Annotated in this window: 29 protein-coding genes and 1 tRNA gene; 15 read left to right on the top strand and 15 right to left on the bottom strand. The window is 62.6% G+C overall.

The genetic code is table 11. The annotated features are described in order from the left end of the window. Positions 1-9: 9 nt before the first annotated feature. The 4 genes from ACN9MZ_RS02010 to ACN9MZ_RS01995 are packed head-to-tail and all read right to left on the bottom strand — an operon-like array spanning position 10 to position 4,210. A complete protein-coding gene (locus tag ACN9MZ_RS02010) occupies positions 10-1,620 on the bottom strand; it encodes a DUF4139 domain-containing protein (RefSeq protein WP_426340669.1) in 1,611 nt (536 codons plus the stop codon). A 57-nt stretch (positions 1,621-1,677) separates the two neighbouring features. Beyond that, positions 1,678-3,057, bottom strand: coding sequence for a hypothetical protein (locus tag ACN9MZ_RS02005; RefSeq protein WP_426340668.1), 1,380 nt, complete (start codon positions 3,055-3,057; stop codon positions 1,678-1,680). A gap of 15 nt (positions 3,058-3,072) precedes the next feature. Further along, a complete protein-coding gene (locus tag ACN9MZ_RS02000; protein ID WP_426340667.1) occupies positions 3,073-3,981 on the bottom strand; it encodes an MBL fold metallo-hydrolase in 909 nt (302 codons plus the stop codon). 4 nt (positions 3,982-3,985) lie between these two features. Next, positions 3,986-4,210 carry a DUF1289 domain-containing protein gene (locus ACN9MZ_RS01995; protein WP_055927230.1) on the bottom strand — a complete coding sequence of 75 codons (225 nt, stop codon included), beginning with the start codon at positions 4,208-4,210 and terminating at the stop codon, positions 3,986-3,988. 108 nt (positions 4,211-4,318) lie between these two features. Between ACN9MZ_RS01995 and ACN9MZ_RS01990 the strand changes: the two genes are divergently transcribed. Continuing rightward, entirely contained in the window at positions 4,319-5,287 is a 969-nt protein-coding gene (locus ACN9MZ_RS01990; protein ID WP_426340666.1) for an extracellular catalytic domain type 1 short-chain-length polyhydroxyalkanoate depolymerase, read from the top strand. Here the strand turns inward: ACN9MZ_RS01990 and ACN9MZ_RS01985 are convergent. Both ACN9MZ_RS01985 and ACN9MZ_RS01980 read right to left on the bottom strand, forming a co-directional pair. Continuing rightward, positions 5,229-5,492: a SemiSWEET transporter gene (locus ACN9MZ_RS01985; protein ID WP_426340665.1), complete on the bottom strand. Its 264-nt coding sequence runs from the start codon at positions 5,490-5,492 to the stop codon at positions 5,229-5,231. The genes ACN9MZ_RS01990 and ACN9MZ_RS01985 overlap by 59 nt on opposite strands. Then, complete coding sequence (locus tag ACN9MZ_RS01980; RefSeq protein WP_426340664.1) at positions 5,476-5,700, bottom strand: cysteine-rich CWC family protein; 225 nt, start codon at positions 5,698-5,700, stop codon at positions 5,476-5,478. The genes ACN9MZ_RS01985 and ACN9MZ_RS01980 overlap by 17 nt, the downstream gene beginning before the upstream one ends. Positions 5,701-5,853: 153 nt before the next feature. On the opposite strand from ACN9MZ_RS01980, the gene argB reads away from it, so the two are divergent. Together argB and ACN9MZ_RS01970 are read left to right on the top strand one after the other, a co-directional pair. After that, positions 5,854-6,747, top strand: coding sequence for an acetylglutamate kinase (gene argB, locus ACN9MZ_RS01975; protein ID WP_090435962.1), 894 nt, complete (start codon positions 5,854-5,856; stop codon positions 6,745-6,747). Positions 6,748-6,786: 39 nt separating this feature from the next. Then, positions 6,787-6,861 (top strand) — tRNA-Thr (locus ACN9MZ_RS01970). A gap of 5 nt (positions 6,862-6,866) precedes the next feature. On the opposite strand, the gene ACN9MZ_RS01965 is transcribed toward ACN9MZ_RS01970, so the two are convergent. Further along, entirely contained in the window at positions 6,867-7,763 is an 897-nt protein-coding gene (locus ACN9MZ_RS01965; RefSeq protein WP_426340663.1) for a TraB/GumN family protein, read from the bottom strand. A gap of 18 nt (positions 7,764-7,781) precedes the next feature. On the opposite strand from ACN9MZ_RS01965, the gene ACN9MZ_RS01960 reads away from it, so the two are divergent. The 3 genes from ACN9MZ_RS01960 to pabB are packed head-to-tail and all read left to right on the top strand — an operon-like array spanning position 7,782 to position 10,857. Beyond that, entirely contained in the window at positions 7,782-8,453 is a 672-nt protein-coding gene (locus ACN9MZ_RS01960) for a pyrimidine 5'-nucleotidase (RefSeq protein ID WP_426340662.1), read from the top strand. Between the two features lie 14 nt (positions 8,454-8,467). Next, entirely contained in the window at positions 8,468-9,043 is a 576-nt protein-coding gene (slmA, locus tag ACN9MZ_RS01955; protein WP_426340661.1) for a nucleoid occlusion factor SlmA, read from the top strand. After that, entirely contained in the window at positions 9,040-10,857 is a 1,818-nt protein-coding gene (gene pabB / locus ACN9MZ_RS01950) for an aminodeoxychorismate synthase component I (RefSeq protein WP_426340660.1), read from the top strand. Before slmA ends, pabB begins: the two co-directional genes overlap by 4 nt. Here the strand turns inward: pabB and ACN9MZ_RS01945 are convergent. Together ACN9MZ_RS01945 and ftrA are read right to left on the bottom strand one after the other, a co-directional pair. After that, complete coding sequence (locus ACN9MZ_RS01945; protein WP_426340659.1) at positions 10,843-11,202, bottom strand: DUF1428 domain-containing protein; 360 nt, start codon at positions 11,200-11,202, stop codon at positions 10,843-10,845. The genes pabB and ACN9MZ_RS01945 overlap by 15 nt on opposite strands. A 30-nt stretch (positions 11,203-11,232) precedes the next feature. Continuing rightward, the gene (ftrA, locus tag ACN9MZ_RS01940) at positions 11,233-12,207 is read right to left on the bottom strand and encodes a transcriptional regulator FtrA (protein ID WP_426340658.1); all 975 of its coding nucleotides are present in this window, start codon (positions 12,205-12,207) and stop codon (positions 11,233-11,235) included. Between the two features lie 96 nt (positions 12,208-12,303). Here ftrA and ACN9MZ_RS01935 point away from each other — a divergent pair, with 96 nt between their 5' ends. Then, complete coding sequence (locus ACN9MZ_RS01935; protein WP_426340657.1) at positions 12,304-12,717, top strand: rhodanese-like domain-containing protein; 414 nt, start codon at positions 12,304-12,306, stop codon at positions 12,715-12,717. On the opposite strand, the gene ACN9MZ_RS01930 is transcribed toward ACN9MZ_RS01935, so the two are convergent. Next, positions 12,718-13,323 carry a glutathione peroxidase gene (locus ACN9MZ_RS01930; protein ID WP_426340656.1) on the bottom strand — a complete coding sequence of 202 codons (606 nt, stop codon included), beginning with the start codon at positions 13,321-13,323 and terminating at the stop codon, positions 12,718-12,720. A gap of 37 nt (positions 13,324-13,360) precedes the next feature. Between ACN9MZ_RS01930 and ACN9MZ_RS01925 the strand changes: the two genes are divergently transcribed. Next, positions 13,361-14,329: an extracellular catalytic domain type 2 short-chain-length polyhydroxyalkanoate depolymerase gene (locus tag ACN9MZ_RS01925; protein WP_426340655.1), complete on the top strand. Its 969-nt coding sequence runs from the start codon at positions 13,361-13,363 to the stop codon at positions 14,327-14,329. On the opposite strand, the gene ACN9MZ_RS01920 is transcribed toward ACN9MZ_RS01925, so the two are convergent. From ACN9MZ_RS01920 to ACN9MZ_RS01910, 3 genes are read right to left on the bottom strand one after another with little or no spacing between them, the layout of a single operon-like run. Next, positions 14,295-15,293, bottom strand: a complete 999-nt coding sequence (locus tag ACN9MZ_RS01920; RefSeq protein ID WP_426340654.1) for a sensor histidine kinase — start codon at positions 15,291-15,293, stop codon at positions 14,295-14,297. The two genes, ACN9MZ_RS01925 and ACN9MZ_RS01920, sit on opposite strands and share 35 nt — an antisense overlap. Next, entirely contained in the window at positions 15,286-16,041 is a 756-nt protein-coding gene (locus ACN9MZ_RS01915; RefSeq protein ID WP_426340653.1) for a response regulator, read from the bottom strand. The genes ACN9MZ_RS01920 and ACN9MZ_RS01915 overlap by 8 nt, the downstream gene beginning before the upstream one ends. A gap of 15 nt (positions 16,042-16,056) precedes the next feature. Beyond that, complete coding sequence (locus tag ACN9MZ_RS01910) at positions 16,057-16,542, bottom strand: Spy/CpxP family protein refolding chaperone (protein WP_426340652.1); 486 nt, start codon at positions 16,540-16,542, stop codon at positions 16,057-16,059. A 207-nt stretch (positions 16,543-16,749) separates the two neighbouring features. On the opposite strand from ACN9MZ_RS01910, the gene ACN9MZ_RS01905 reads away from it, so the two are divergent. The 5 genes from ACN9MZ_RS01905 to ACN9MZ_RS01885 all read left to right on the top strand — a co-directional run bounded on the left by ACN9MZ_RS01905 (position 16,750) and on the right by ACN9MZ_RS01885 (position 19,682). Continuing rightward, positions 16,750-16,935 carry a hypothetical protein gene (locus tag ACN9MZ_RS01905; protein ID WP_426340651.1) on the top strand — a complete coding sequence of 62 codons (186 nt, stop codon included), beginning with the start codon at positions 16,750-16,752 and terminating at the stop codon, positions 16,933-16,935. 51 nt (positions 16,936-16,986) lie between these two features. After that, positions 16,987-17,253, top strand: coding sequence for a hypothetical protein (locus ACN9MZ_RS01900; RefSeq protein WP_426340650.1), 267 nt, complete (start codon positions 16,987-16,989; stop codon positions 17,251-17,253). 46 nt (positions 17,254-17,299) lie between these two features. Then, entirely contained in the window at positions 17,300-17,620 is a 321-nt protein-coding gene (locus tag ACN9MZ_RS01895; RefSeq protein WP_426340649.1) for a hypothetical protein, read from the top strand. Positions 17,621-17,668: 48 nt separating this feature from the next. Continuing rightward, positions 17,669-17,962, top strand: a complete 294-nt coding sequence (locus ACN9MZ_RS01890) for a hypothetical protein (RefSeq protein ID WP_426340648.1) — start codon at positions 17,669-17,671, stop codon at positions 17,960-17,962. 109 nt (positions 17,963-18,071) lie between these two features. Further along, complete coding sequence (locus tag ACN9MZ_RS01885) at positions 18,072-19,682, top strand: alkaline phosphatase D family protein (protein ID WP_426340647.1); 1,611 nt, start codon at positions 18,072-18,074, stop codon at positions 19,680-19,682. A gap of 8 nt (positions 19,683-19,690) precedes the next feature. Here the strand turns inward: ACN9MZ_RS01885 and ACN9MZ_RS01880 are convergent, their stop codons facing one another. Both ACN9MZ_RS01880 and ACN9MZ_RS01875 read right to left on the bottom strand, forming a co-directional pair. Next, positions 19,691-21,310, bottom strand: coding sequence for an NAD(P)-binding protein (locus tag ACN9MZ_RS01880; RefSeq protein WP_426340646.1), 1,620 nt, complete (start codon positions 21,308-21,310; stop codon positions 19,691-19,693). Then, a complete protein-coding gene (locus ACN9MZ_RS01875; protein WP_426340645.1) occupies positions 21,310-22,821 on the bottom strand; it encodes a polyamine aminopropyltransferase in 1,512 nt (503 codons plus the stop codon). Before ACN9MZ_RS01875 ends, ACN9MZ_RS01880 begins: the two co-directional genes overlap by 1 nt. A gap of 64 nt (positions 22,822-22,885) precedes the next feature. Between ACN9MZ_RS01875 and ACN9MZ_RS01870 the strand changes: the two genes are divergently transcribed. Next, positions 22,886-23,272: a DUF350 domain-containing protein gene (locus ACN9MZ_RS01870; RefSeq protein ID WP_426167014.1), complete on the top strand. Its 387-nt coding sequence runs from the start codon at positions 22,886-22,888 to the stop codon at positions 23,270-23,272. 11 nt (positions 23,273-23,283) lie between these two features. Then, on the top strand, positions 23,284-24,333 hold the full coding sequence (locus ACN9MZ_RS01865; RefSeq protein WP_426340644.1) for an SPFH domain-containing protein: 1,050 nt from the start codon (positions 23,284-23,286) through the stop codon (positions 24,331-24,333). Positions 24,334-24,339 lie beyond the last annotated feature (6 nt).

Raw genomic sequence — 24,339 nt, 5'->3', positions numbered from 1 at the left:
GCGTTGGCCTCAGAAATTTTGCATGCCGCCTACTGTACCCTCTTTCGGATACGTGATGCTGTAGCCGACATTGATCTTCATGGTCTCATTTGGCGCCATGGTTCTTTCCCAACCCACCACGCCCTGGCGCTGCTCCCACGCCGCAATGCCAGGCTGCGGCGAGAATACCTGCTTCACCTTGATCTCTTCCGACGCGCTGACAGGCGTCGATTCCAGCACCAGCAAGTCGACCGGCGTCTTGTGGAAGCTGCTGATCGTGAACACGTCTGCCACCTGCTGTTCGCCGCGCTGCGACAGGAATCCGCGGTTGCCAGACTGCTGGTCGGCGCGATCCACCGTGACGCGCACCAGGTCATCGCGGCCGAAGGACAGCGCCAGCTTGTCCGATGCTTGAGTGTTCCAATGGGTAGCGCCGACATAGCCGCCATCGCGGAATAACTGGATATTCCCGTTCAGCCAGACGCCGGAAGGACGTTCGGCTTCCGCCGTGATAACGGCGAATTTCTCCTGGCGGGGGACGACACGCACGCGCTGCTTGGCGGCGACCTTCAGGGTCGACAGGGCCAGCGTGATTTCCCGGCCGTCGGATGCCAGGGTGACGCGGTTGGGTACAGCGAATTCCGTATCAAAGGCGCCTTGCGTCTCCAGCACAGGCGGGATGAAGGTGTCGGTCGCAATGCGTGAGCCGGTAAGTGCCACTGGGGCCACGGCCCGCGCCGCCGGCGCCGGCGCCGGCGCGTACTCCGGCGCGGCCAAGGCGCGCGCGTCCTGCGGCGGCCGTGGCGGGTAATAGGTCAGCCGATGCGGCACAGGTTCGGGGGCCTGCGGCGACAGGCGCGGCTGGCCGGTAGACAGCCGCATCTCGACGCCGCTCCAGTCTTCGCCGGACTTCTGCGCCACGACCGCCATGCGTTCCAGTTCGATGGTGGAGGTCGTAGAGTTCAGGGATGCACGGTAAGCCGGCTTCCACCCCGCACGATTGACCTGATAGGAAAGCTGGACACTGCCAGCCTGCTGCGCCGCGACAGCAATGGTAATGCTGCGCTGGTCGCGCGCTCCGCTACGCACCTTTTCCAGCTCGCGCTGCACCGTCTTTATTTTCTTGTCAATCTCGCGCAGCTGGACCTGGCTGCGCTGGATCTGCGCCAAGGCCTCACGGCCGCCGCGCTTGATCGTGTCGACCGCGGCGCCGAGCGACTTGCCGTCGACCGGGGTCGAGGTATTCTCGCCACCATTCAGCTTGGACAGGTAGTTCTTCACCAATACGGACGACTCAATTTCCACGTTCAGCAGGTCCCGGCTGTCTTCCAGCGCTTGCAGTTTCCCCTCCAGCTCGGCTTCGCGAGGACTGACCGCTTCCGCCTGCCCTACGTCACGCGTCACGACCTGGCCGACCTGCACGCCGGGCGAAGCCTGGATGCGCAGCGTCTGCGCGTCGAAATTGGCGGGCAAACCGGTGATCTCCAGTTCCTTCATGCCAGGGGCAACCTGGGCTTGGCGCTCCACGGTGGCGGTCCCGGAATACAGGGTCACGCGCGTAATCGGCGCGTTGCTGGCACTGGCAAATCCCTGCAGGGAGAAACAAAGGGCTACGGCGGTGGCGATGCGGCTTGGCTTCATGAAGGTTCACAGGCGATGTAAAACCTGATCTTGCAGCGCGCATGAAATATTGTCAATTTATGAACGCCACACCCCGACCAAGGCCTTTACCTTGATCCACACCGACAGGCGCTCGTCGGATAGCGCATTGGCCTGGCGCCGCAGGCTGTCGGCCTCCAGGTAGCCGTTCATGTCGGCCACACGGGTTTTGACTTCAGCGTAAGCACGCTCGATGTCGAGATGCTGGCCGCACATGCGGAACAGCGCGCGTATCTGCTGCTGGTCCGAGATTTCCGTGAACCAGTAGCGGTGCGTGAAGCGCAAGAAGCTCTCGAAGGCGTAACGGATGCGTCGCTTGAAAGAACGCACACTGTCGGCATCCGTCACCTGCAATTGCGTCAGCGCCTCCGCCAGGCGGTCGGAAAACATCAGCAGGGATGCCTTCTGCAGGTGCGCGATCATGAACAGCAGGAAGTGCTGGTGGCGGAACTGGGACAACACGCCGCGCTCCTTGCAGCAGAAGAACTGGGAAGCCGCGTCGCCTACCACAACCAGGGCATATCCGCTGCAGATATACCGCGTGTAAGGCGCGGCGCCGCCATTGCACCAGAAACGATCATAGAAATAGCGGCGGTCGACCCCGTCCGACTGCGTGCGCTGAGCATCGGCAGGAGCGGACGAAGTACCAGCCATCGTGCCCAGGGCCGCAAAGTCCGACGGCGAAAGCTCGCTCGGCCGGTCGACGGCGAGGTAGGCCATCATCGGCATGCGGTAGTACTCCACCTGGCGGTAGCGCAACGCCGCCGTGGCTCCGGGCGCATCGGGCTCCATCGGTTCCAGCAGGTAGCGCCAGTGCGAAGCAATACGCGGCGCTTGGTGGCGAACTACCTGGTCGATGAAGGCTTGCCGCTCCTGCGCATCGGATCGCACCAGCAGACGGCCGTCGGCATCAAGCCATTCGACGCCATGCATGCAGTGCAACGCGTTGCCCGCGTCATCCCAGCCGGCAGGATAGGCGCGGCCGAAGCGGTACAGCAAATCCTGTGCATCGTCGAACGGCAGGTCGTTGGCGCCGACCTCCATCACCAGCAGCACGATGTCGACGTCGAAGAAAAAATGCAGGCAGAGATTGTGCACATCGAGCACCCGCGGCTCGGCGCCGGGCTGGGTGTTTACGCGTACCCTGGCGATATCCTTGCGGCGGAAGATGCGGCGCTGGCCGGCGCCAAAGAGGAAGCGCTGCACATAGGGGAGGAAGCTGACGAATTCGGTGTAGTAGCGCTCCTGGAAGGCCGCGCAGGCGTCCTGCGCCGAAGTGACTTCGCGCCACGGCGAGCCAGCACCAAGGAGTTCCCAGGGCCGCGCATGCGCGCGCTCGGCCCCATCGGGCGGCATCAACCGCAATGGCCATAACAGAACCTGCCTGACATGCTGGACACGCGGGGATTGGGCGCTCATGCGGCCCAGTATAGCTTAGCCGTCGTTGAGGAGGATGTCGTTCTCGACGCGTGCGCTGCAGGCGCGCACCAGTTGTTTGACGGCCCACGCGGCCAGTTGCTCGGTGCTCATGTCAAGGTGGCGGCTGGCGATCGCCTGCATCAACGGGATCGAGGCGAACAGCGGCACCACGTCGGCCACTGGCATGCTCTGGCGCTCCAGCAACAGGAATTTGAGCAGAACCTTGACCGCGTATTCCGCATTGCGTTTGGGGTCTGCCGACAGGAAGTCCAGGCGGCGGCGGGCGCGCGCCAGTGCGGCTTCCACGTCCTCGAACACCGCACCGTGGCCCGGGATAACGGCTTTCACATCCAGGCCGGCGATCACCTCCAGCGTGGCCGAGGCCTCCGCAAATCCTTCTTCGCCTTCGAGTTCGGGGAAGATCACGCCAAAGCCGTTTTGCCACAGTGCGTCGGCCGAAATCAGCACCTTTTCGGAAGGGCAATAGAAGATCACGGAGTGGGCGTGATGGCCCGGTGCACCCAGCACCTGCCATTCCAGGTCGCCCAGGGTCAGTGTTTCGCCGGCGGCAATCACGCCGTCGATGGAAAATCGTTCGCACTGCTGGCCGGTGGCCTTGAAACTGAGCGCGTCTTCATCCCAGTGACGTACTTTTTCAGCTTCCGGCTCGGGGATATAGGTGTTGCAGCCGAAATGCGCCTGCAGCGCTGCATTGCCGCCGCAGTGGTCGGAATGCAGGTGCGTCGTGTACAGCCGGTCCAGGCGGCGGCCGTGCAAGGTGTGCCGCACCAGGTCGAGCGTCTGCTGTTTGTGCGCGACATAGCCGCTGTCGATCATGGCAGCGTCGTGGCGGCCCAACAGCAGGACATTATTGGACGAGAGCCAGCCGCGTTCGAAAACGTGGATGGATGGGTGTAGCTTCATTGCGTCAGTCAAAGTCGATCAGTTGCTCACGGCGGCGCAGCTCAGCCCACACGGCGCGCTTGTATGCGTCGTCGGCACGCGACCAGGCGACGATTTCGTCGATGGTGCGCAGGCAACCTTCGCAAAAACCAGTGTCCTGGTTCATCTTGCACAGGCTGATGCAGGGTGATGGCACGGGCGTGGCCAGTTCCGGCGCGCCTGGCGGCAGTTCAGTACTCATGGCCGACATTTTACCGCAGTGCGGCAAAAGTGCCCGGAAAGGCCATATACTGATGGGGCACCAGAACAAAAAGGAGTGGCGAGGAGACAAACCGACCAACCAGCCTGCGAGGTGCTTATGAAGCTCGATCGCCATTGGTTTTCCCGCGCGCTGGGCCAGCTTGCGCGCCACCGCCCGGGGCGGACCGCCCCGGGCCAGCCGCAATTCATCGGCGGCGATTTCCATTGCCGCGCCGGCAACCGCAGTTACAAGCTGTACGTGCCATCGAGTTACCAAGGCCAGCCCATGCCGTTGCTGGTGATGCTGCACGGCTGCCTGCAGGATCCCGACGACTTTGCCGCTGGCACGCAAATGAATGCGGTGGCCGAAGAACGCGGCTGCCTGGTGCTCTATCCGGCGCAAACGCCGGACGCCAACCATACCCGATGTTGGAACTGGTTCAGTGCCCTCGACCAGGAGCGTGGCCAGGGCGAACCCGCCATCATCGCCGCCATGACGCGCGACATCATGGCGCGCTATCCAGTACTGCAAAGCGAGGTTTACATCGCCGGGCTGTCGGCTGGCGGCGCCATGGCAGTCATCGCCGGCACCCTGTACCCCGACCTGTTTGCCGCCGTCGGCGTGCATTCGGGCCTGCCCTTCGCCGCCGCGCGCGACCTGCCCTCGGCCTTGCTGGCCATGCGGCGCGGCGCGGCCCGCGCGCAGGCTGCCCTGACAGCGGGCCAGCCGGTGATCGTGTTCCACGGGGACCAGGACCGCACCGTGCACCCTGCCAATGGCGAGGAAGTGCTGGCGCAGGGCTTGCGCAGCCACCCGCTGGGCGAACAGGCCAGTCCGGCCACGCTGGCAGGACAGGTACCCGACGGCCACGCCTTCACGCTGAAAGCGCACTGGCTGGAAGACGGCTCGCCGCTGGGAGAACATTGGGTGATCCACGGCGCCGGCCATGCCTGGTCCGGCGGCAGCGCGGAAGGCAGCTACACCGACCCGCGCGGGCCGGATGCCAGCCGGGAGATGATGCGCTTCTTCAGCGCCGCGAAAAGTGCAGTTTCATCGCCAGCACGCACAGGGCCAGCACCAGGGTGATGCTATTGGCGATAATCACTGGCCAGGCATTGGTCTGAAGACCATACATCAGCCAGAGCAACACGCCAAGACTGAAGATCAGGTACATGCCGGTGGAAATGCCGTCGGCATGACGCTGGCGCCAGACCAGCAGGACTTGGGGTACAAAAGCGAAAGTAGTGCAGAAGGCGGCGATAAAGCCGAGCAGGTCAGGTTGAAGCAACATCAGGTTGGGTTTCCAAGGAGGCGATATGGGCACGCAGGCAGGCAGGACACCAGCAGCCGACGGCATCGGCCCCGGGAACAGGAATCGCAGGCGGCAGGAAAGTGCACCAGCACGGCGTCTCGCCCGGCGCCCCGGTCGGCTTCTGCCCGGCTGGCGCATCGGCCATGGCGCAGTGGAACTCGACGCCGCAACGCTCACAGGTGCTCATATCATCAGTGCAATCATGCGTAAGGGAGAAGGCCAGACTAGCGGATCAAACCGTAAATTACAACTCGATTGGCCCTATAATGCGCACCATTGACCTTAAATCTAATTTTCTGGAACCCCCGCCATGACCAACCTGCCTGCCCGCGACCCGGATATGTCCACTGACCTGAGCGGCGTTACGCCCCAAGTCAAGGCTCAGATCCTGGCCGAGGCGCTGCCGTATATCCGCAACTACCACGGCAAAACCATCGTTATCAAATACGGTGGCAATGCCATGACCGAAGAGCGCCTGAAGCACGGCTTCGCGCGCGACCTGATCCTGCTGAAACTGGTGGGCATGAACCCGGTCGTGGTGCACGGCGGCGGTCCGCAGATCGACAATGCGCTGAAGAAGATCGGCAAGCAGGGCACCTTCGTGCAGGGCATGCGCATCACCGACGAAGAAACCATGGAAGTGGTGGAGTGGGTGCTGGGCGGTGAAGTGCAGCAGGACATCGTCATGCTGATCAACCACTACGGCGGCCAGGCAGTGGGCCTGACCGGCAAGGACGGTGGCCTGATCCGCGCCCGCAAGATGGCCATGCCGGACAAGGAGAAACCAGGGGAATTCCTGGACATCGGCTTCGTCGGCGAGATCGAGGCGATCAACCCGGCCGTGGTGAAAGCCCTGCAGGATGATGCCTTTATTCCAATTATTTCCCCGATCGGCTTCGGTAAAGATGGCCAGGCTTACAACATCAACGCTGACGTTGTCGCCGGCAAGATCGCCGAAATCCTGAAAGCTGAAAAGCTGATCATGATGACCAACATCGCCGGCGTGCAGGACAAGAACGGCAACCTGGTGACCGACCTGTCGGCGCGCGAAATCGACGAAATGTTCGCAGACGGTACGATTTCGGGCGGCATGCTGCCAAAAATCTCTTCCGCACTGGACGCCGCCAAGTCCGGCGTGAACACCGTGCACATCATCGACGGGCGAATTGAACACAGCCTGCTGCTGGAAGTCTTGACCGAACAGGCTTTTGGCACTATGATCCGGTCTCACTAAAATTTTTGGCGGTTTTCTACAACTGCCAAAAACGTGAATGCCCTTGTAGCTCAGTGGTAGAGCACTCCCTTGGTAAGGGAGAGGCCACGTGTTCAATCCACGTCAAGGGCACCATTCTCTCAGTAGATCCGCTCTACTTTCACGCCACGCTGGCGCAGCAGTTCCGCAACATTCCCCGATCCGACCAGATGCAGAGTGCCGATAGCGGCAAAACTGTGCAGTTCTTTTTTCATCATTTCCACGATGCCGTCGGCCAGCACGGGATTGCGCTCTTCCAGCAACACCTTTTTCATGAATTTGCCGGAGAAGGTCTTGTCCTCCTCCACTTCGCGTGCCAGGGCGTCGAATTTGGCGGCATCGGCGGAAGCCCAGGCATCGACCAGGTCGCGCGGCTGCACGCCCTGTTTGCTGTCTTCAAAGGTATCCAGGCTGTCTTCCAGGAAGCGCGCCTGTTCCTGCTGCGTCAGGCGGCCGAACAGCGCGGCCTGGCCGCCGACCGATTCCAGTTCCACCACGCGCTGGCTGCGGCCATGGGCGGTGCGCGCCAGCTGCAGGTCGACGCCCAGCTCCGGACGATAGCCCAGCGCACGGTATTCGCCGATGGTGATCATCATGACGATCAGCCATGGTTTCATCGACGCCACCATTTCCGGCGCGATGCCGTGCTTCTTCAACATGCTTTCCAGGCGTGGCCGGTATTCGGGGCGGATCTCGGTCATGGCACTGCCGGTACCTGGCGCATACAGGACGTACTCGCGCATTACCGCCATCGACTTGGCCGGGTCGGCGGCGGGGTCGATTTCCAGCGCCACGGCCGTGGCGCGTTCCATGGCTTGCGTGACGCGCGGCTCCAGCGGGTAGAAGTCGGGCAGGCCAACGTGGATGGTGCCGAACAGCCAGGAGGTATGGCCCGCGTATTCCAGCTTGTAGAGCGCGCCGCGCGCCGGCGGGGCGGCAGCCGCCGAAAAGCTCAATCCAAGCAGCAGGCAAAACATCACTATAATCGTGCGTCGCATAGTCTCTCCAAGTAGAACGTGAATATTAAACCTTTGGCACCGGTCTGGTTGTTCGACCTGGACAACACGCTGCACAACGCTTCGCATGCCATCTTCCCCGCCATGGTGGAGAAGATGAACGCGTACATGGCGCGCGTGCTGGGCGACGGCGACACGCCGGCCAGTGCGGAGGAAATCAGCGCCACCCGCGCCCTTTACTGGCAGCGCTACGGCGCCACCCTGCTTGGACTGGTGCGCCATCACGGCGTGGATGCTTCCCACTTCCTGCGCGAGACGCACGACCTGCCGGAAATCGAGTCGATGATCCGCTATGAGCGCGGCCTGGGCCAGCTGCTGCGCCGCCTGCCCGGCCGCAAGATCCTGCTGACCAATGCGCCGCGCGATTACGCGCGCAAGGTGGTCGGGCATATGGGCATCGGCCGGCATTTCAGCGACCAGATCACCATCGAATCAATGCACGTGCATCGCCAGTTGCGTCCCAAGCCATCGCGCGTCATGCTGCGGCGGCTGATGCGCCGGAAGGGCCTGAACCCGCGCCGGTGTATCCTTGTCGAAGACACGCTGGATAACCTGCGTTCGGCACATGCGCTGGGCATGCGCACGGTGTGGGTGACGCAATACTTGCTGAAGCCGGGGAAAAAACCGGCATGGCTTGATGTCAAAGTAAAATCTGTCAGAAACTTAAAATAACTGGTCCAAAACCTATGGCAAGTACACAGCCCGGACAGCGCAAGCTGCAAATCCTCCAGGCACTGGCTGAAATGCTGGAGCATCCAAAAGGAGAAAAGATCACCACCGCTGCGCTGGCGCGCAAGCTGGATGTCTCCGAGGCGGCGCTGTACCGCCATTTCGCCAGCAAGGCCCAGATGTTCGAAGGCCTGATCGAGTTCATCGAGTCCACCGTGTTCGGCCTGATCAACCAGATCGCCGACAAGCAGGCGGACGGGCTGGCCCAGGCGCGCGACATCCTGGGCATGCTGCTGCATTTCGCCAGCAGCAACCCTGGCATGACACGGGTGCTGATCGGCGACGCGCTGGTCAATGAAGACGAGCGCCTGCAGCAGCGCATGAATCAGTTCTACGACCGCGTGGAACTGGCACTGAAACAGGCGCTGCGTGCTGCAGCGGCCGAAGGCCAGGCCCATGAGGCTGACGTCGCTGCCCGCGCCGGGCTGCTGGTCAGCTTCGTGCTGGGCCGCTGGCACCGATATGCCAAGAGCGGCTTCAAGTCGAATCCTTCGCAGGACGCTGCCGTACAGATTGCATTGCTGCTGAATTGAACTGCTTGACCTTCGCTTTGCTGGACGACGCTAGCGTCGATCCAGCCACCGGCGCTGGCCGGTTATCCCGCCTCTACACCGGACATCACGCTACCCTCGCCTGCAGCGACTTCTCCGGCTGGCCGGGCGTGTTGGCCGGCATGGAGCAGGCGCTCGCACGCGGCTTGCACGCGGTGCCGGTGCTCAGCTACGAATTGGGCCACCATATCGTGGGCGTCGAGCCGCGCGCTGCCGCACACGACGCGCCACCACTGGCGCAGGTATTGCTGTTCGAGCGCTGCGACGAGCTGTCGCAGTCGGAGGTCGCAGACTGGCTCGCAGCCCAGGCCGCAGCCGATAGCACACCGGCCGGCGTGGCCGCCATTCGCGCCAACGTGAGCGAAACGCAGTTCGTCGACGCCATCGAGCGCATCCGCGATTACATCGCCGCCGGCGACACCTACCAGGTCAACTACACCTACCGCCTGCATTTCGACGCCTTCGGTTCGCTGTTTGCGTTGTACCAGCGCCTGCGTGCCCGCCAGCCGGTGCCTTACGGAGCGCTGATCGGCTTTGACGATGGCCGCGCCGTGCTTTCGCTGTCGCCGGAACTGTTCGTGCGCAAGGGAGGCAGCACGCTGACGGCGCGCCCGATGAAGGGCACCGCCCCTGCTGCAGCCGACGAAACGGAAAACGCGCGCCGCGCCGCTGCCCTCGCGGCCGACCCGAAGAATCGCGCTGAAAACCTGATGATCGTCGACCTGCTGCGCAACGATATCGGCCGCGTGGCCGCTACCGGCAGCGTCGAAGTCCCGAAACTTTTCGAAGTCACCCGTTTCAGCAGCGTGTTGCAGATGACCTCCACCGTGCAGGCCCGCCTGCGCGACGACGTCACGCTGGGAGAGATCTTCAACGCGCTCTACCCTTGCGGCTCCATTACCGGCGCGCCCAAGAAGCGCACCATGGAAATCATCGCCGAGCTGGAACCCGAACCGCGCGGCATCTACACCGGCGCCATCGGCTGGTTCGCCCCGGATGGCGACTTCTGCTTGAACGTCCCGATCCGCACGCTCACGCTGCAGGCGGAGCAAAACGGCATCCGCAAAGGCGTGATGGGTGTCGGCGCAGGCATCGTCTACGACAGCGAGCCGCACGACGAATTTGCCGAATGCCAGTTGAAGGCCCGCTTCCTGACCGGCTTGTCGAACGATTTCGAACTGTTCGAAACCATGCATGCGACGCGCGAAGCCGGCCCGCGCCATCTGGAGCGCCACCTGCAACGCCTGGCGGCATCGGCACGCTATTTCGGCTTCGCCTGGGATGAGGCAGCCGCCCGAGCCTACCTCACCCTGGCTTGCCAGACCCTGCCCTCAGGCCAGGCGCACCGGCTGCGTCTTGCGATGAACAGCACCGGCGCCTTCGCCGTGCAGACCGGCGCGCTGTCGCCGCTGCAGGAGCCCGTGCGCGTACTGCTGGCAGACGAAGCCACAGACAGCAGCGACCTGTTCCTGCGCCATAAGTCCACGATCCGCGAGCGCTACGACGCGGCATGGAAGGCCGCCGACGCCCAAGGCGCCTTCGACAAGCTGTTCTTTAACGAGCACGGCGAGTTGACGGAAGGAGGACGCAGCAACGTCTTCATCCTCAAGGACGGCCTGTGGATAACCCCGCCTTTATCCAGTGGCATGCTGCCGGGCGTGATGCGTGCCGTGATCATCGATGCCTGGGGCGCACAGGAGCGCATCGTCACGCGGGACATGCTGTTCGCCGCTGAGGAAGTCGTGGTGTGCAATTCCCTGCGCGGCGCGATGCGCGCAAGCTTACAGGTCGATTAGCATTTCGAAGCCGCCATAGATCAGCCGTTTGCCGTCAAACGGCATCTTGGCGGGATCCATCATTTCCTTCATACGCGGGTCCGACATGACCTTCTCGTTGCAGGAGTCGCGTACTTCGCGCGAGGGATAGATAATCCACGAGAACACCACCACCTCGCCGTCCTCCAGCTTTACTGCTTGCGGGAAGGAAGTGTGAACGCCCACTTTGACATCGTCGGCGACGGTCTCGCGATACTCGATCGCGCCATATTCACGCCACACCTTGGCGCACTGGCGCGACATCTCCAGGTACGCATCCATGTTCTTGCTGGGGACCGGCACAATGAATCCATCGACATAAGCCATTTGAATCTCCTTGTGAAGTGAGCCCTCAGCTTATGCCGCACGATTGGCCATGACAAGGAAAGCACGCCGGTATGCGCCAGGCGTGGTTGAGGCAATGCGGCGGAAATGGTGGCGCAGCGACTCTTCCGAACCGAAGCCCGCCCGCTCGGCCACCTGGGCCAAGGCGATATCCGGCGACTCCAGCAAGTCCTTCGCAATCGCTACCCGCTCGCGCGCCAGCCATTCGACCGGCCCCATGCCGGTAGCCTCCTGGAACTGGCGCTGCAAGGTGCGCGGGCTCATGGCTGCGCGCTCGGCCATGCTGGCCACCGTATGCGGTTCGGCGGGATGGCTGCGCAGCCAGTCCATCAGGCGCGACAAACGGCCCTGCTCATCATGCGCCATGGGCCGCGGCAGGAACTGCGCCTGCCCGCCCTCGCGATGCGGGGCCACCACCAGCCGCTGCGCTACCATATTGCCGACCCGCGCGCCATAATCGCGCCGCACCAGGTGCAGCAGCATGTCCAGTCCCGCAGCCGATCCGGCCGAGGTAATGATCTGTCCCTCGTCGACATACAGGTCGTCCGCCAGCACGTGCACGCGCGGATAGCGGCGCCCCAGACGCTCGACGTAGCGCCAGTGCGTCGTAGCACGGCAGCCGTCCAGCAGGCCCGCCGCTGCGAGAATGAAAACGCCCGAGCAGATGGTGCACAGGCGCGCGCCGCGCGCATGGGCGGCACGGATCTGCGCCAGCAGGGCTTCCGGCGGCGCCTCATCGGCGTCGCGCCAACCGGGGATCACAATGGTATCGGCCCGTTCCAGCAGCGATGGATCGTAAGGCGCCTGCACCACGATGCCGCCCGCTGCGCGGATCGGGCCCGGCTCGACCGCGCAGACGGCAAAGTCGTACCAATCCACGCCCAGCTCCGGGCGGTCCAGGGCGAACAGTTCGACCGTGCAGCCGAATTCAAAGGTGCACAGGCCGTCGTAGGCCAGTGCGACGACCAGGTGTTTTTTCGCGCTCATGGCGCAATCTTAACGCAATATGGCATTCGCGCCACTGCCGCGCGAAGTCGCTGCGGCCGACAATGGAGTCACTTTCAACGCCACAGGAGAAACCAGATGCCATCCATCGTTACCGAAGTCGCTGCCGCCCCTGGCGCCGAGGCCCTCGTCCACTTTGAAGATTCGCTGCGTTTTGAAACGGATTGCTGGGATGTGCACAGCGTGATGGGCACCGCCCAGCAGGATTTCGTGCTGCTGGACGTGCGGGGAACGGAAAAGTATGCGGCCGGCCACGTGCCTGGCGCGGTGGATCTGGCACACCGCAAGATCATCGGCTCCAAGCTGGCCGAGTACCCGCCGGAGACCGTTTTCGTGACCTACTGCGCCGGCCCGCACTGCAACGGCGCAGCACGCGCGGCAATCCGGCTGGCCAAGCTGGGCCGCCCGGTGAAAATCATGACGGGCGGGATCACCGGCTGGTTGGACGAAGGCTTTGCCCTCGCCACGTCGCCGGTAGCCGCCGCCGCGTAATCAGCCTGCGAGGGCTTTCTCGAGCGCTTCAACCAGGGCCTTGTCGTCCGGCTTGACCTTGCTCGGGAAGCTCTCGACCACATTGCCCTTGCGGTCGATCAGGTATTTATGGAAGTTCCAGGCCGGCGCCTTGCCGGTCGCCTTGATCAGCTTCGCGTAGAACGGGTTCGGCGCGTCGCCCGACACCACTGACTTGGCGAACATCGGGAACTTCACGCCATAGGTGTTGTAGCAGAGGTCAGCGATTTCCTTGCTGCTGCCCGGTTCCTGCTTGCCGAAATCATTCGACGGGAAGCCCAGCACGACCAGACCTTTTCCCGCGTATTTCGCATACACTTCTTCCAGTCCTTTGTACTGCGGGGTAAAGCCGCAATAGCTGGCCGTATTGACGACCAGGATCACCTTGCCGGCGTACTGGCACAAGTCCTGCGGCGCATCGTCCTGCAGGCGGTTAAAGGACTGTTTCAGGATGGCGGGGCAGCTTGCGACCGGCGCATTGGCGGCAGTTGCGGCTGCTGGTTGCGAAGCAGGCGCCTGTGCGAAGGCGGCAGCGGCGCTCAGGCTCAGCGCAGACAGCGCTGCAAACTTGGTGAGGATAGATGGCATGGGTAGTCTCTTCCGGTTCGTTCGAATTTCCGATTGTATGACAATTGCCGGTTGCACGTTGGCGCTGGCAGCCACCGCAGCGCCGGCGCCGCTGCCGGCCATGAAGACGCAGCAGGTATCGATTTCAGGCTTGTCGTCGGGCGCCTTCATGGCGGTGCAATACCAGGTTGCCTATTCCGGCAGCGTGATTGGCGCGGGCATCATCGCGGGCGGCAGCTATTACTGCGCGCAAGGCAGCATGATGAATGCCATCGGCAGCTGCAAAGGCGCCGACGTGGCCGAACTGGCGGCAGTGACCCGCAAGCGCGCAGAAGCGGGCCAGGTGGATCCGGTGACGAAGCTCGCAGCACACCGCGTGTGGATGTTCTCCGGCACCCTCGACAAGCTTGTCCCTTCCGCCTCGATGGCCGACCTGGCAAAGTATTACGCGGCGTTCATCCCCGCGGCGCAAATCCAGTTCAAGAATGACCTGGCGGCCAGCCACGCCATGCCGACCGACAGCTACGGCAACAAGTGCGACGCCCTGGCCGCGCCATTCATCAGCAACTGCGGCTTCGACGCGGCCGGCAACCTGCTGCAATGGATTTACGGCCCGCTGAAAGCACGCGGTGACATTGCCGCCCCGGCGGGTAAGCTGCAGGAGTTCGACCAGTCCGAATTCCTCCCGGCGCCGACCACGCACGGCATGGCCAACACCGGCTATGTCTACATTCCGCCAGGCTGCGAAGCCGGCGGCACCGGCTGCAAGCTGCACATAGCCCTGCACGGCTGCATGCAGGACATTGGCACGCTCAAGGATACTTACGCGCGCCACGCGGGCTACAACGCCTGGGCCGACACCAACCGCATCGTGGTGCTCTACCCGCAAACGGCGGCAATCAGCCCGATGCCGAATCCGAAGGCATGCTGGGACTGGTGGGGCTACGACGATCCGGACTATTCGGTGCAGGGCGGCCGCCAGTTGCGCGCCATCAAGCGGATGGCTGACCGCCTGACGGGAGCGTGACCCGGAAGCAGGCGCCATGCTCGCCGTTCGGCAGGCACTCGACCTCGCCGCCGTGGCGGCGGGCGATCTGGCGCACTAGCGAGAGGCCGAGGCCCACGCCGCCCGCCTTTTCCGAAGCGCCAGGCAGCCGGTAGAAAGGTTCGAAAATCCGCTCGCGCTCAGCCGCCGGCACGCCCGGCCCGCGGTCGCATATTTCCAGCATGGTGCCGCCGCCAGCGCTGGCCAGCATCACGCTCATCTCTGCCTCGCCGCCATGCCGGCGCGCGTTCTCCAGAAGGTTGCGCACCATCCGACGCAGTAGCGTAGCGTCGCCACACACTGCTCCGGCAACGCCATCCAGTACCGCCCCTACCCGCGCGCATTCTTCCGCGACGATGCCGGTAAAGTCCACTTCTTCAATCGCTGCATGGTCTTGCGGAACCGCATCCAGCCGGCTCGCCAGCAAGACCTCGTCGATCAGTTGATCCAGTTCGGAGATACTGCGTGCCAATTCCTGGCGTATCGCCGGACTGGCGGAATCCTGCAGCAGCTCCACCGCCATGCGAATGCGGGCCAGCGGCGACCGCAGCTCATGCGATGCGTTGGCCAACAGGGACTTCTGCGCCCCCACCAGCGCCTCGATGCGCGCCGCCGAATCGTTGAAACTGGAGGCCAGCTGGGCCACCTCGTCCGCCCCATGCACATCCACGCGCGCGCCCAGGTCTCCCCTGCCCCAGGCCTGCACGCTGCCCTGCAGCTGCTCCAGCCGGCGCGTAATGCGGCGCACGACGGGATAGGCGCCCGCTGCAATCACGATCGCGATCATCAACAGCAGCATCGTCACCGCCACGGTGGCATTGCGCGGCATATGCCGCGGCGGCGCGAACCAGAAGTGGATGTAGCCGAACATCAGCACGGCCAGCACAATGCAGGCCAGCAGCGTCGCATAGATGCGCACATACATGCGCGAGCCGAAGTTACGCATCCTGCACCTTGGCGAAGACATATCCCGCGCCACGCACGGTGATGATGCGGCGCGGCGCCTTCGGATCATCCTCAATTGCGGCGCGCACCCGGCCCACGTGCACATCGATGGAACGGTCGAAAGGCTCCAGCGCTCCCCCCTTCAGCGCGTCGATCAACTGTTCGCGCGACAGCACTCGGCCGGCGCGCTGGGCGAAGGCCATCAACAAGTCGAACTGGTACGCAGTCAGCGGCCGCTCTGCGCCGTCGACACGCACGACACGCGCACCGGGGTCGATTTCTAGCCTACCGAAGCGCAGGAGCGGTTCGGCCGCCTGCGCCGCAGAACCGGCCAGCCCGGCCACCAGGCCGGCGTCAGCCAGTGCCGGGCGGCGCAACAAGGCTCGCAGTCGCGCCAACAGCTCACGCGGCTCAAAAGGCTTCGGCAAGTAGTCATCGGCACCAAGCTCCAGGCCGATGACGCGATCAAGCGGCTCCCCCTTGGCCGTCAGCATCAGCACCGGCAGGCTGCGCATCGGCTGCGGCATGTTGCGCAGGCGGCGGCAAACCTCCAGCCCATCGACGTCGGGCAGCATCAGGTCCAGGATCAGTGCGGAAAAGCTGCCTGCCGCGGCCTGCGTCAGCCGGTCCAGGCCGGCCTGCGCGGTTTCGGCATGCTCAACGTGCAGGCCATTCTGGGCCAGGTAGGTTTCAACCATGGCCGCCAGGCGCTGGTCGTCGTCGATGATGAGGACAAGGGGTTGGGACATGGTTGAGACTATAGCTTAATGGCTCCCCATGTGGCTCGTCGCCATCATATGCAGGGCGCCGTTGAATTTAGCGCGCTGTTCGGGCGTGAGGACTTCGGCGGCATCCATCGCAGCAGCCAGCACGCGGCGCGACATCAGGTCCATTTTTTTCATGTGGTCGGCCCGCAGGGTCTCCAGCGCGGCGCGGTCGATGGCTGGCTGCGCCAATTGCTTGTGCATCGCCTCGTGCCCCTCCTGTAACTGCAGGTGGATCGGCTTTACGTCATTGAAGCAGGCCCTGGCAATTTCAGTCAGGCGCGATTTCTGTGCCTCGGTAGCGTCGGGCAGGATGTGCGCCACCATGGTTTCGATGTGCTTATCCGCCTGGGCGGCATCCATCGTCCATGGACTGTGTGCACGACCGTGACCATGGCCGCTTCCATGGTCTGCGCCGGCATAGGCGGCGGTACCGCCCAGGGCGGCGACAACTGCGGCGATTGCGATCCAGGACTTCTTGTTCATGACATCTCCTAATAAGGGTTGGTGGGTATGGCCACTTTAGGGGGCACGCATGTCGCTTCGATGAGTCCTGCGTAAAGTTTTGTAAATCTGCGACAAATGTAAGGGTTTGTAATGACCGTCAACACACTGCTGAGTGAGCCCGTTTTCAGCTCAGTGACACAGGAAACAGTGCGCTACACAAGATCAACTAATAGTGAGGATTTAAAAATGAAAAAAGTCATCGCAACCATGATCGCCGGTCTGTTCGCAAGCGCCGCATTCGCACAACAAACTCCTGCCCCAGCAACCCCAGCGGTCCCGGAAGTAAAGGCTGAAGTGAAGGCTGAAGTCAAAGCCGAAGTCAAACAGGAAGTGAAGCAGGAAGTTCAGAAACCTGCCGCTGACAAGAAGTAATCAACTAATTAGCTAAACGATTTACATAATTTCTTCCAAAGGACACGCACCATGAAAAAGCCCATCGCTACCCTGATCGCCGGCCTGTTTGCTACCGCTGCTTTCGCTACCACTCCAGCCGCTCCAACCACTCCAGCGCCTGCAGCGGCTCCTGCGGCAGCCGTCGCAGCCACCAGCGCCAAGGCTGAGGCCAAGGTAGAAGCAAAAGTGGAAGCCAAGACCGACGCGAAAGTCGAGAAGAAAACCGAACACAAAGGCACGCACAAAGCCACCACCGCCGCGGCGCCAGCGCCTGCCGCAGCTCCAGCAGCCAAGTAATCCACGCTACCGAACTTAAAGACTACTCTTCCAAAGGACACACACCATGAAAAAGACTATCGCTACCCTGATCGCCGGCCTGTTCGCTACCGCTGCTTTTGCTACCACCCCGGTTGCTCCAACCACTCCAGCGCCGGCAGCGGCACCTGCGGCTGAAGCCAAGGCAGAAGCGAAAGCCGAAGCCAAAACCGGAGCAAAGGTCGAAAAGAAATCCGTGCACAAAACCGCGCACCAGAAGGCAGAAAAGCCCGTTGAAACCAAGTCTGAAGTGAAGGCGAGCCCGGCTGCGACCACGGCCGCGGCGCCTGCACCGGCTGCTGCACCGGCTGCAGCACCTGCTCCTGCCGCAACTCCAGCAGCCAAGTAATCTCCGCCAAATACTCAGCCCCCAAATTCGACTTAAAGGATTCATACCATGAAAAAGACCATCGCTACCCTGATCGCCGGCCTGTTCGCTACTGCTGCTTTCGCTACTACCCCGGTTGCGCCGGCCGCTCCGGCACCTGCAGCCGCTCCAGTTGCCGAAGCCAAGGTAGAAGCGAAAGTGGAAGCCAAGACCGACGCGAAAGTCGAAAAGAAGTCTGCGCACAAGGGCACCCACAAGAAGGCCGAGAAGCCTGCTGAAACCAAGTCCGAAGTGAAGGCGAGCCCGGCCCAAGCCACGGCCGCGGCGCCTGCACCGGCTGCAGCTCTAGCCGTCGCCAAGTAATCCCGTTTCCCCCGAGAGGCCTCTTCGACCGCGAAGAGGCCTCCCGTCAATTGCCCGTCATATTTCGAAAATACATTGATGTGCCGTTTAACATCAATGAGGCTTCAATATGACGAATCCTGGTTACACCCGCCGGCGCTTCCTGACCCACACCGGAGCGTTCACGGTAGGCACCGCAGCATTTGGGCTTTCCGCTTGCGGCTCCGGCAGCTCTCCTGCAGCACCGAACATCATTGCTGCCGAATCCGAGCGCCCCAAGCTGCCGTACGGATTTCAGATTGGCGACATCGCTGATGGCCGAGCAGTCGTTTGGTCGCGCTCCGACCGCCTTGCCCGCATGCGGGTCGACTTCGACACCACCGAAAGCTTCCTCAATCCCCGCCAAATCCTTGGTCCGACGGCGACGGAGGCGAGCGATTTCACCAGCCGTATTGAGTTGACAGGCCTGCCCTCCGGCGAAAAGATCTTCCTCCGCGTCTCCTACGACAGCGCCACCGACCTGAAAATCGGCAGCGAACTGGCGACCGGCAGCTTCCGCACGCTACCAGCGCCGGACGGCAAACGCCCGGTGCGTTTTGTATGGAGCGGCGACACCGCTGGCCAGGGCTGGGGCATCAATCCCGAATTCGGCGGCATGAAAATCTACGAGGCCATGCGTAAGCGCCAGCCTGACTTCTTTGTGCATAGCGGCGACAACATCTACGCCGACGGGCCAATCAGCGCTGAGGTAAAGGCTGAGAACGACCGCACCTGGAAGAATCTCGTGATCCCGGAAGTCTCGAAAGTCGCCGAAACGCTCAACGAATTCCGCGGCCGCTATCGCTATAACATGATGGACGAGAACATCCGCCGCTTCAACGCCGAAGTCCCGCAGATCTGGCAATGGGACGACCACGAAGTCACCAACAACTGGTCGGCATCGAAAGACCTGAGCGCCGATACCCGCTACACGGAAAAGAATATCCAGACGCTGATCGCCCGCGGCAAGCAGGCCTTCCTGGAATACGCGCCAATGCGCTGGGGCGACCAGCCCGAATCGCAGCGCGTCTATCGCCGCATTCCCTATGGCCCGCTGCTCGACGTGTTCGTCCTCGACATGCGTTCGTATCGCGGCCCGAACAGCGCCAACCTGCAGGCAATCGAGAGCGATGCAAGCGCCTTCCTCGGTCCTGCTCAAGTCACATGGCTCAAGGACTCGCTCGCTCAATCAACCGCAACGTGGAAGGTGATTGCCGCCGACATGCCGATTGGCCTGCAGGTCCCCGACGGCAAGGATGCCAGCGGCACTCCACGCTGGGAAGCCATCGCCAACGGAAACGATGGCGTGCCGCTAGGGCGCGAGATCGAAATGGCCGGCCTGCTGTGCGACATCAGGTCGATCAAGAACGTGGTGTGGATAACTGCCGACGTGCACTACTGCGCCGCACACTACTACGATCCGGCGCTGGCCCAATTCACCGACTTCTCGCCATTCTGGGAATTCGTTGCTGGCCCACTGAACGCCGGTACTTTCGGCCCCAATCTCCTGGACGCAACCTTCGGTCCGCAGGTCAAATTCCAGAAAGCGCCGCCCGCAGGGCAAGCCAATCTCTCAACGTTTGCCGGCTTCCAGTTCTTCGGCGAAGTGAATATTGACCCGCAGACGAAGGCATTCACCATCGACCTCCGCGACCTCGAAGGCGTTTCGGTCTACTCCAACACTTTGCCACCGGCCGCCTGAGCGAGCGGCTAGCCGCGCAGCGCCCGCTGCGCGGCGCGGTATCCCCACCACGACGCCTCTTCAAATACGGAAAACCCGCTTAAGTCCGAATGTGCAAACAGCACCGGGCCGTCCATCTCCCGTAGCGACTTCAAGCCCGCATCACTGCGGAAGCCGGGCACCGGTACCGCCATTGCATGGCCGCGCAAGGTGATATCCACGCGCTCCACGCAGCGTTCGAAATGCGCGCCATAGGCTGCCTTCAGGTCGATGCTCGCCAGCGCCAGCAACTCTTCACCGTTCGCCGCCGTCATCCATTTGCGTGCATCACGCGGATCGCGGTCGGCCAGCGCCACGTAGCTGGTAAAGACCGTCTTCTCCGGTGGCGCCACGCGGATGTCCTGGTGCGTCGAGACCACATAGCCCAGGCCCATGGTCCCGTGCACCACGTTATCCCAGGATAACGGCACCGCCGGCAGCTCCTGTGGAAAACGCTTCATCAGGAAATTCGCCACCATCCATGGCGCGTGAATTTGCTTGTGGACATCCGGCATGTTTTCCACAACCCTTGCCGCGACATGCAGCGGCATCGCGGAGATGACGCGGCGCGCACGGATCGTGAACGTGCGCGGCACACCGCGTTCGAGCGCAAAGCAAAGCACTTCCACGCCCCGCCCCTGGCCCGTGCCGCCGCTGGCGTTGTCCACCCGCACACGCACCGCGCTGCCTGCGAGCCGCTTGGGCCGCGCGAGCCGTTCCATTCCACTGGCCAGCGCCTGCAGCCCCTCCGGCCAGGTCAGCCAGGCGCCCTGCTCCGCGTTCTCCGCTTCGCCGCCGCGGCCGCAGAAATAGTGCAACCCCGCCCAGGCGGAGACCGCATCAAGTCCCGCGCCGTAATCATCGCGACAGCAGTAATCCATGTACCACAGCAAGGAAGGCGCCCGATAGCCATGCTGCGCAAGCCAGGCGCCAAAGCTCATGGCATCGAGCTGCGCCGCTTCCGCATCCGCCGACGAATGCTCGCTGGGGAAAGTGAACCTGCGCCTTCCATCCTCGCCGACCGCGCTGCGCAACACCTCCACCTGCGCAAAGAAACGCTTATGCTCGGCCAGTTCGGCATCCGGCACCCCCTCATGCGGCAAAACGCCTTCTTGCCAGACGCCATTGAACAGCAACCGGTCTTCCGGTGCGTGCAACACAAATCGCTCATCGTAGTAAGGCTTGCGCGCTGTTGCGCCACGCTGGATTATCCCCAGGTCCGCCAGCAATTCGCGCACATGGGAGCATTCTTCCGTGGGAAGCGGCAGGTAATGCGCGCCCGTTGGATAAGCCAGCGAACCAAAGCGCCCGCCGGCCGCGTTGCCATAAGGCTCCGGACCATCGAGCATCAGGAAGTCATCTTGTTCCCGCTTGCGCAATTGCCAGGCCGCTGTCAGCGCCGCCACACCAGAGCCGAGTATCAGCACATCGGTCGTCAGCGACTGCGACGGCGCGGGCAGGAGTTTGCGGTCGCGCAGGAAGTGCCCCTCCTCTCGGCCGGGTGCATTCACTGTCGGCGTAATCTCCTGCCAGCGCAGGTATCCTGCAACACTGGCCGCAGCAGTGGCGCCGCTGGCAGCGGCCCAGGCCAGGAAAGAACGACGCAGCATCAGCGAATCACCCTGCGCCAGTCCTGCTCGAATTCGTGCACCAGCGATTGCGTGTTAAGCCGATTTGGCGCCATCGGCAGCGGTTTCATATCCGGCGGGAAGTCGAACATGGCTCGCGTGGTATCCGCGTTCAGGAATCGCATGGGCAGCTTGTACGATTCAGGCGGCCGGTAGTCGAGCTGTGGCGAAGCCATGATGAAGCCCCACTCGCCAAAGGACGGCACATACAGGTGATATGGCCAGGTGCGCATTCCGACATCGCGCAGCGTCGCATCCACCGTCCAGTAGGCATGCGGTGCAAAGTACGGCGAAGTCGCCTGCACCACCACCAATCCGTTGGCTGCAACATGCTTCTTCAGCATGCCGTAGAACGGCACCGAGTACAGCTTGCCCAACGCGAAACTGGAAGGGTCGGGGAAATCGACGATCGCCGCATCGAACATCTCCTGGCCCTGTTGCAACCAGATCGCCGCATCGGCATTTACCACGGTGACGCGTTTGTCGCGGAAAGAGCCCTCGTTCAGCGCCACCAGCTCATCGCGCGTGGTAAAGGCAGCCGTCATGGCCGGGTCCAGGTCCACCAGCGTCACGTGCTCCACCTGTGGATAACGCAAGACCTCGCGCAATGCCAGCCCATCCCCGCCGCCCAGGATCAGCACGCGCTTGGCCCAAGGCAGCGCCCCCATCACCGGATGCACCAGCGCTTCGTGGTAGCGGTACTCGTCGCGCGAGGAAAACTGCAGGTTGCCGTTGATGTACAGGCGCAGGTCATCCTTCCACTTGGTGATCACCAGGCGCTGGTACGGCGTGCTGGTCGAGTACACGATTTCGTCGCCAAACAGCCCATGTTCACCCCAGCCGGTCAGCCGGTCGGCGCCGCTGAAACCGACCACCAGCGCCAGCATCACGGCACTGGCGCGCAGCAAACGTCCCGTCACGTTCGCCAGCTCTGTGCGAAAAACGACAATTGTCCACAGGGCCACTGCGATATTCAGCATCCCGAACAGGAAACCGGTGCGCACCAGGCCAAGCTGCGGTGCCAGCACCAGCGGAAACAACAGCGACACAGCCAGCGCGCCGAGGTAATCGAAAGTCAGCACGCGGCTCACCAGTTCGCTGAATTCGGTCTGGCGCGAGTTCAAGGCGCGCATCACCAGAGGAATCTCCATGCCCACCATGGCCCCCACCAGGAATACCATGGTGTATAGCAGGGTGCGGAACGGCGCCGACGCCCAGGCAAACGTCATGAACAGCACGGCAGCGGACAGGCCGCCGATCAGGCCCACCGCCAGTTCAATGTCGACGAAGCGGGCCAGCACGTCTTCGTCTTTCACATACTTGGAAAAATGCGCCCCGACACCCATCGCGAACAGGTAACAGCCGATAATGGTGGAGAACTGCAGCACGGAATCACCCAGCAGGTAGCTGGAAAGTGCGCCGGCGATCAATTCATAGGCAAGTCCGCAGGACGCGACGACGAAGACTGAAACAATGAGAATCTTTTTGGTCATTTGGATGCTTTTGTTCTAATATGTTTCTTTTGCTACAAGCATGTCACTTTAACCGGGGATCGACGTGAACGCCATCCTAAATTATCTGGTCCACCTGGCGCTGGCCGCCTTGTTGTTGGTAGTCTTCTTCAAAGCCTATACATGGATGACGCCGTATGACGAAGTCAAACTGATCCGGCAGGGCAACCATGCCGCGGCGCTGTCGCTGGGCGGCGCCATGCTGGGTTTTTCGATGACCATCGCATCGAGCATCCTGCATACCTACAATTGGCAGCAGTTCCTGGCCTGGGCCTTTGGCGCGATGATCGTGCAAGCGCTCGGCTACGCCATCACGACACGCTGCCTGAAAATGGCGCAGGACCAAATTGAGGCCGACAACAGCGCCTTCGGCGGCCTGCTCGGCACTATTTCGCTTTCCATTGGCGGCATCAATGCCGCCTGCATTTCCTAAGAGGTCACATCATGGGTATCGGCAGCTTTATCAAGAAGCAGTTTATCGACGTACTGCAGTGGAACGAGGACACGGAGGGCGTGCTGTCCTGGCGCTACCCGATGCAGGATTTCGAGATCCAGAACGGCGGCGTGCTGATCGTGCGTGAATCGCAGGTTGCAGTATTCGTCAACGAAGGCCAGATTGCCGACGTGTTCGGCCCCGGCACCCACAAGCTCACCACGCAAAACCTGCCGCTGCTGACCAACCTGAAGAACTGGGACAAGCTGTTTGACTCCCCGTTCAAATCGGATGTGTATTTCTTCAGCACCCGCGTGCAGACCGGCCGCAAGTGGGGCACCCCGCAGCCGATCACGATCCGCGACAAGGATTTCGACATGATCCGCGTGCGCGCCTTCGGCATGTACTCCTACCGCGTGGCCGATCCGCGCAAATTCTTCACTGAATTGAGCGGCACCCGCAACATCTACACCCGCGACGACGTGGAAGACCAGCTGCGCGGCATCCTGCTGGCCTCCATGGCCAACTCGCTGGGCGCCTCGCAGATCGCCTTCCTCGACATGGCGGCCAACCAAGCCCTGATGGCGCAGGAAGTCAAAGGCGGCCTGGCCGACGCGTTTGCACGCTACGGCATCGGCCTGGATGAATTCAACGTCGCCAGCGTCAGCCTGCCGGAAGAACTGCAAGCCGCGCTGGACGAACGTATTTCCGCCGGCATGAAGGGCGGCATGAGCGACGCCAAGATGACTGGCTTCACCAAGTACCAGGTAGCGCAATCGATCCCGCTGGCTGCCGGCAACGAAGGCGGCCTGGCTGGCATCGGCGCGGGCCTGGGCGCCGGGCTGACCGTCGGCCAGGTGATGGGCCAAGCCATGGGCCAGGCGCTGAATCCGGGGGCCACGCAGGCTCCGGCTGCAGCGCCAGCGGCTACCGCCGCGCCAGTGCAGGAATCGATCGAAGACCGCCTCGGCAAGCTGAAAGCCCTGCTGGACAAGGGCCTGATCTCGCCGGCCGATTACGACGCCACCAAGGCTGAACTGCTCAAGAAACTGATCGGATAAGCCAGG

It is taken from the genome of Pseudoduganella sp. S-14, from assembly GCF_049913285.1.
GTDB lineage: Bacteria > Pseudomonadota > Gammaproteobacteria > Burkholderiales > Burkholderiaceae_D > Rugamonas.
Note: the sequence above shows the minus strand (reverse complement) of the source record. Positions and strands in the feature narration are given on the sequence as shown.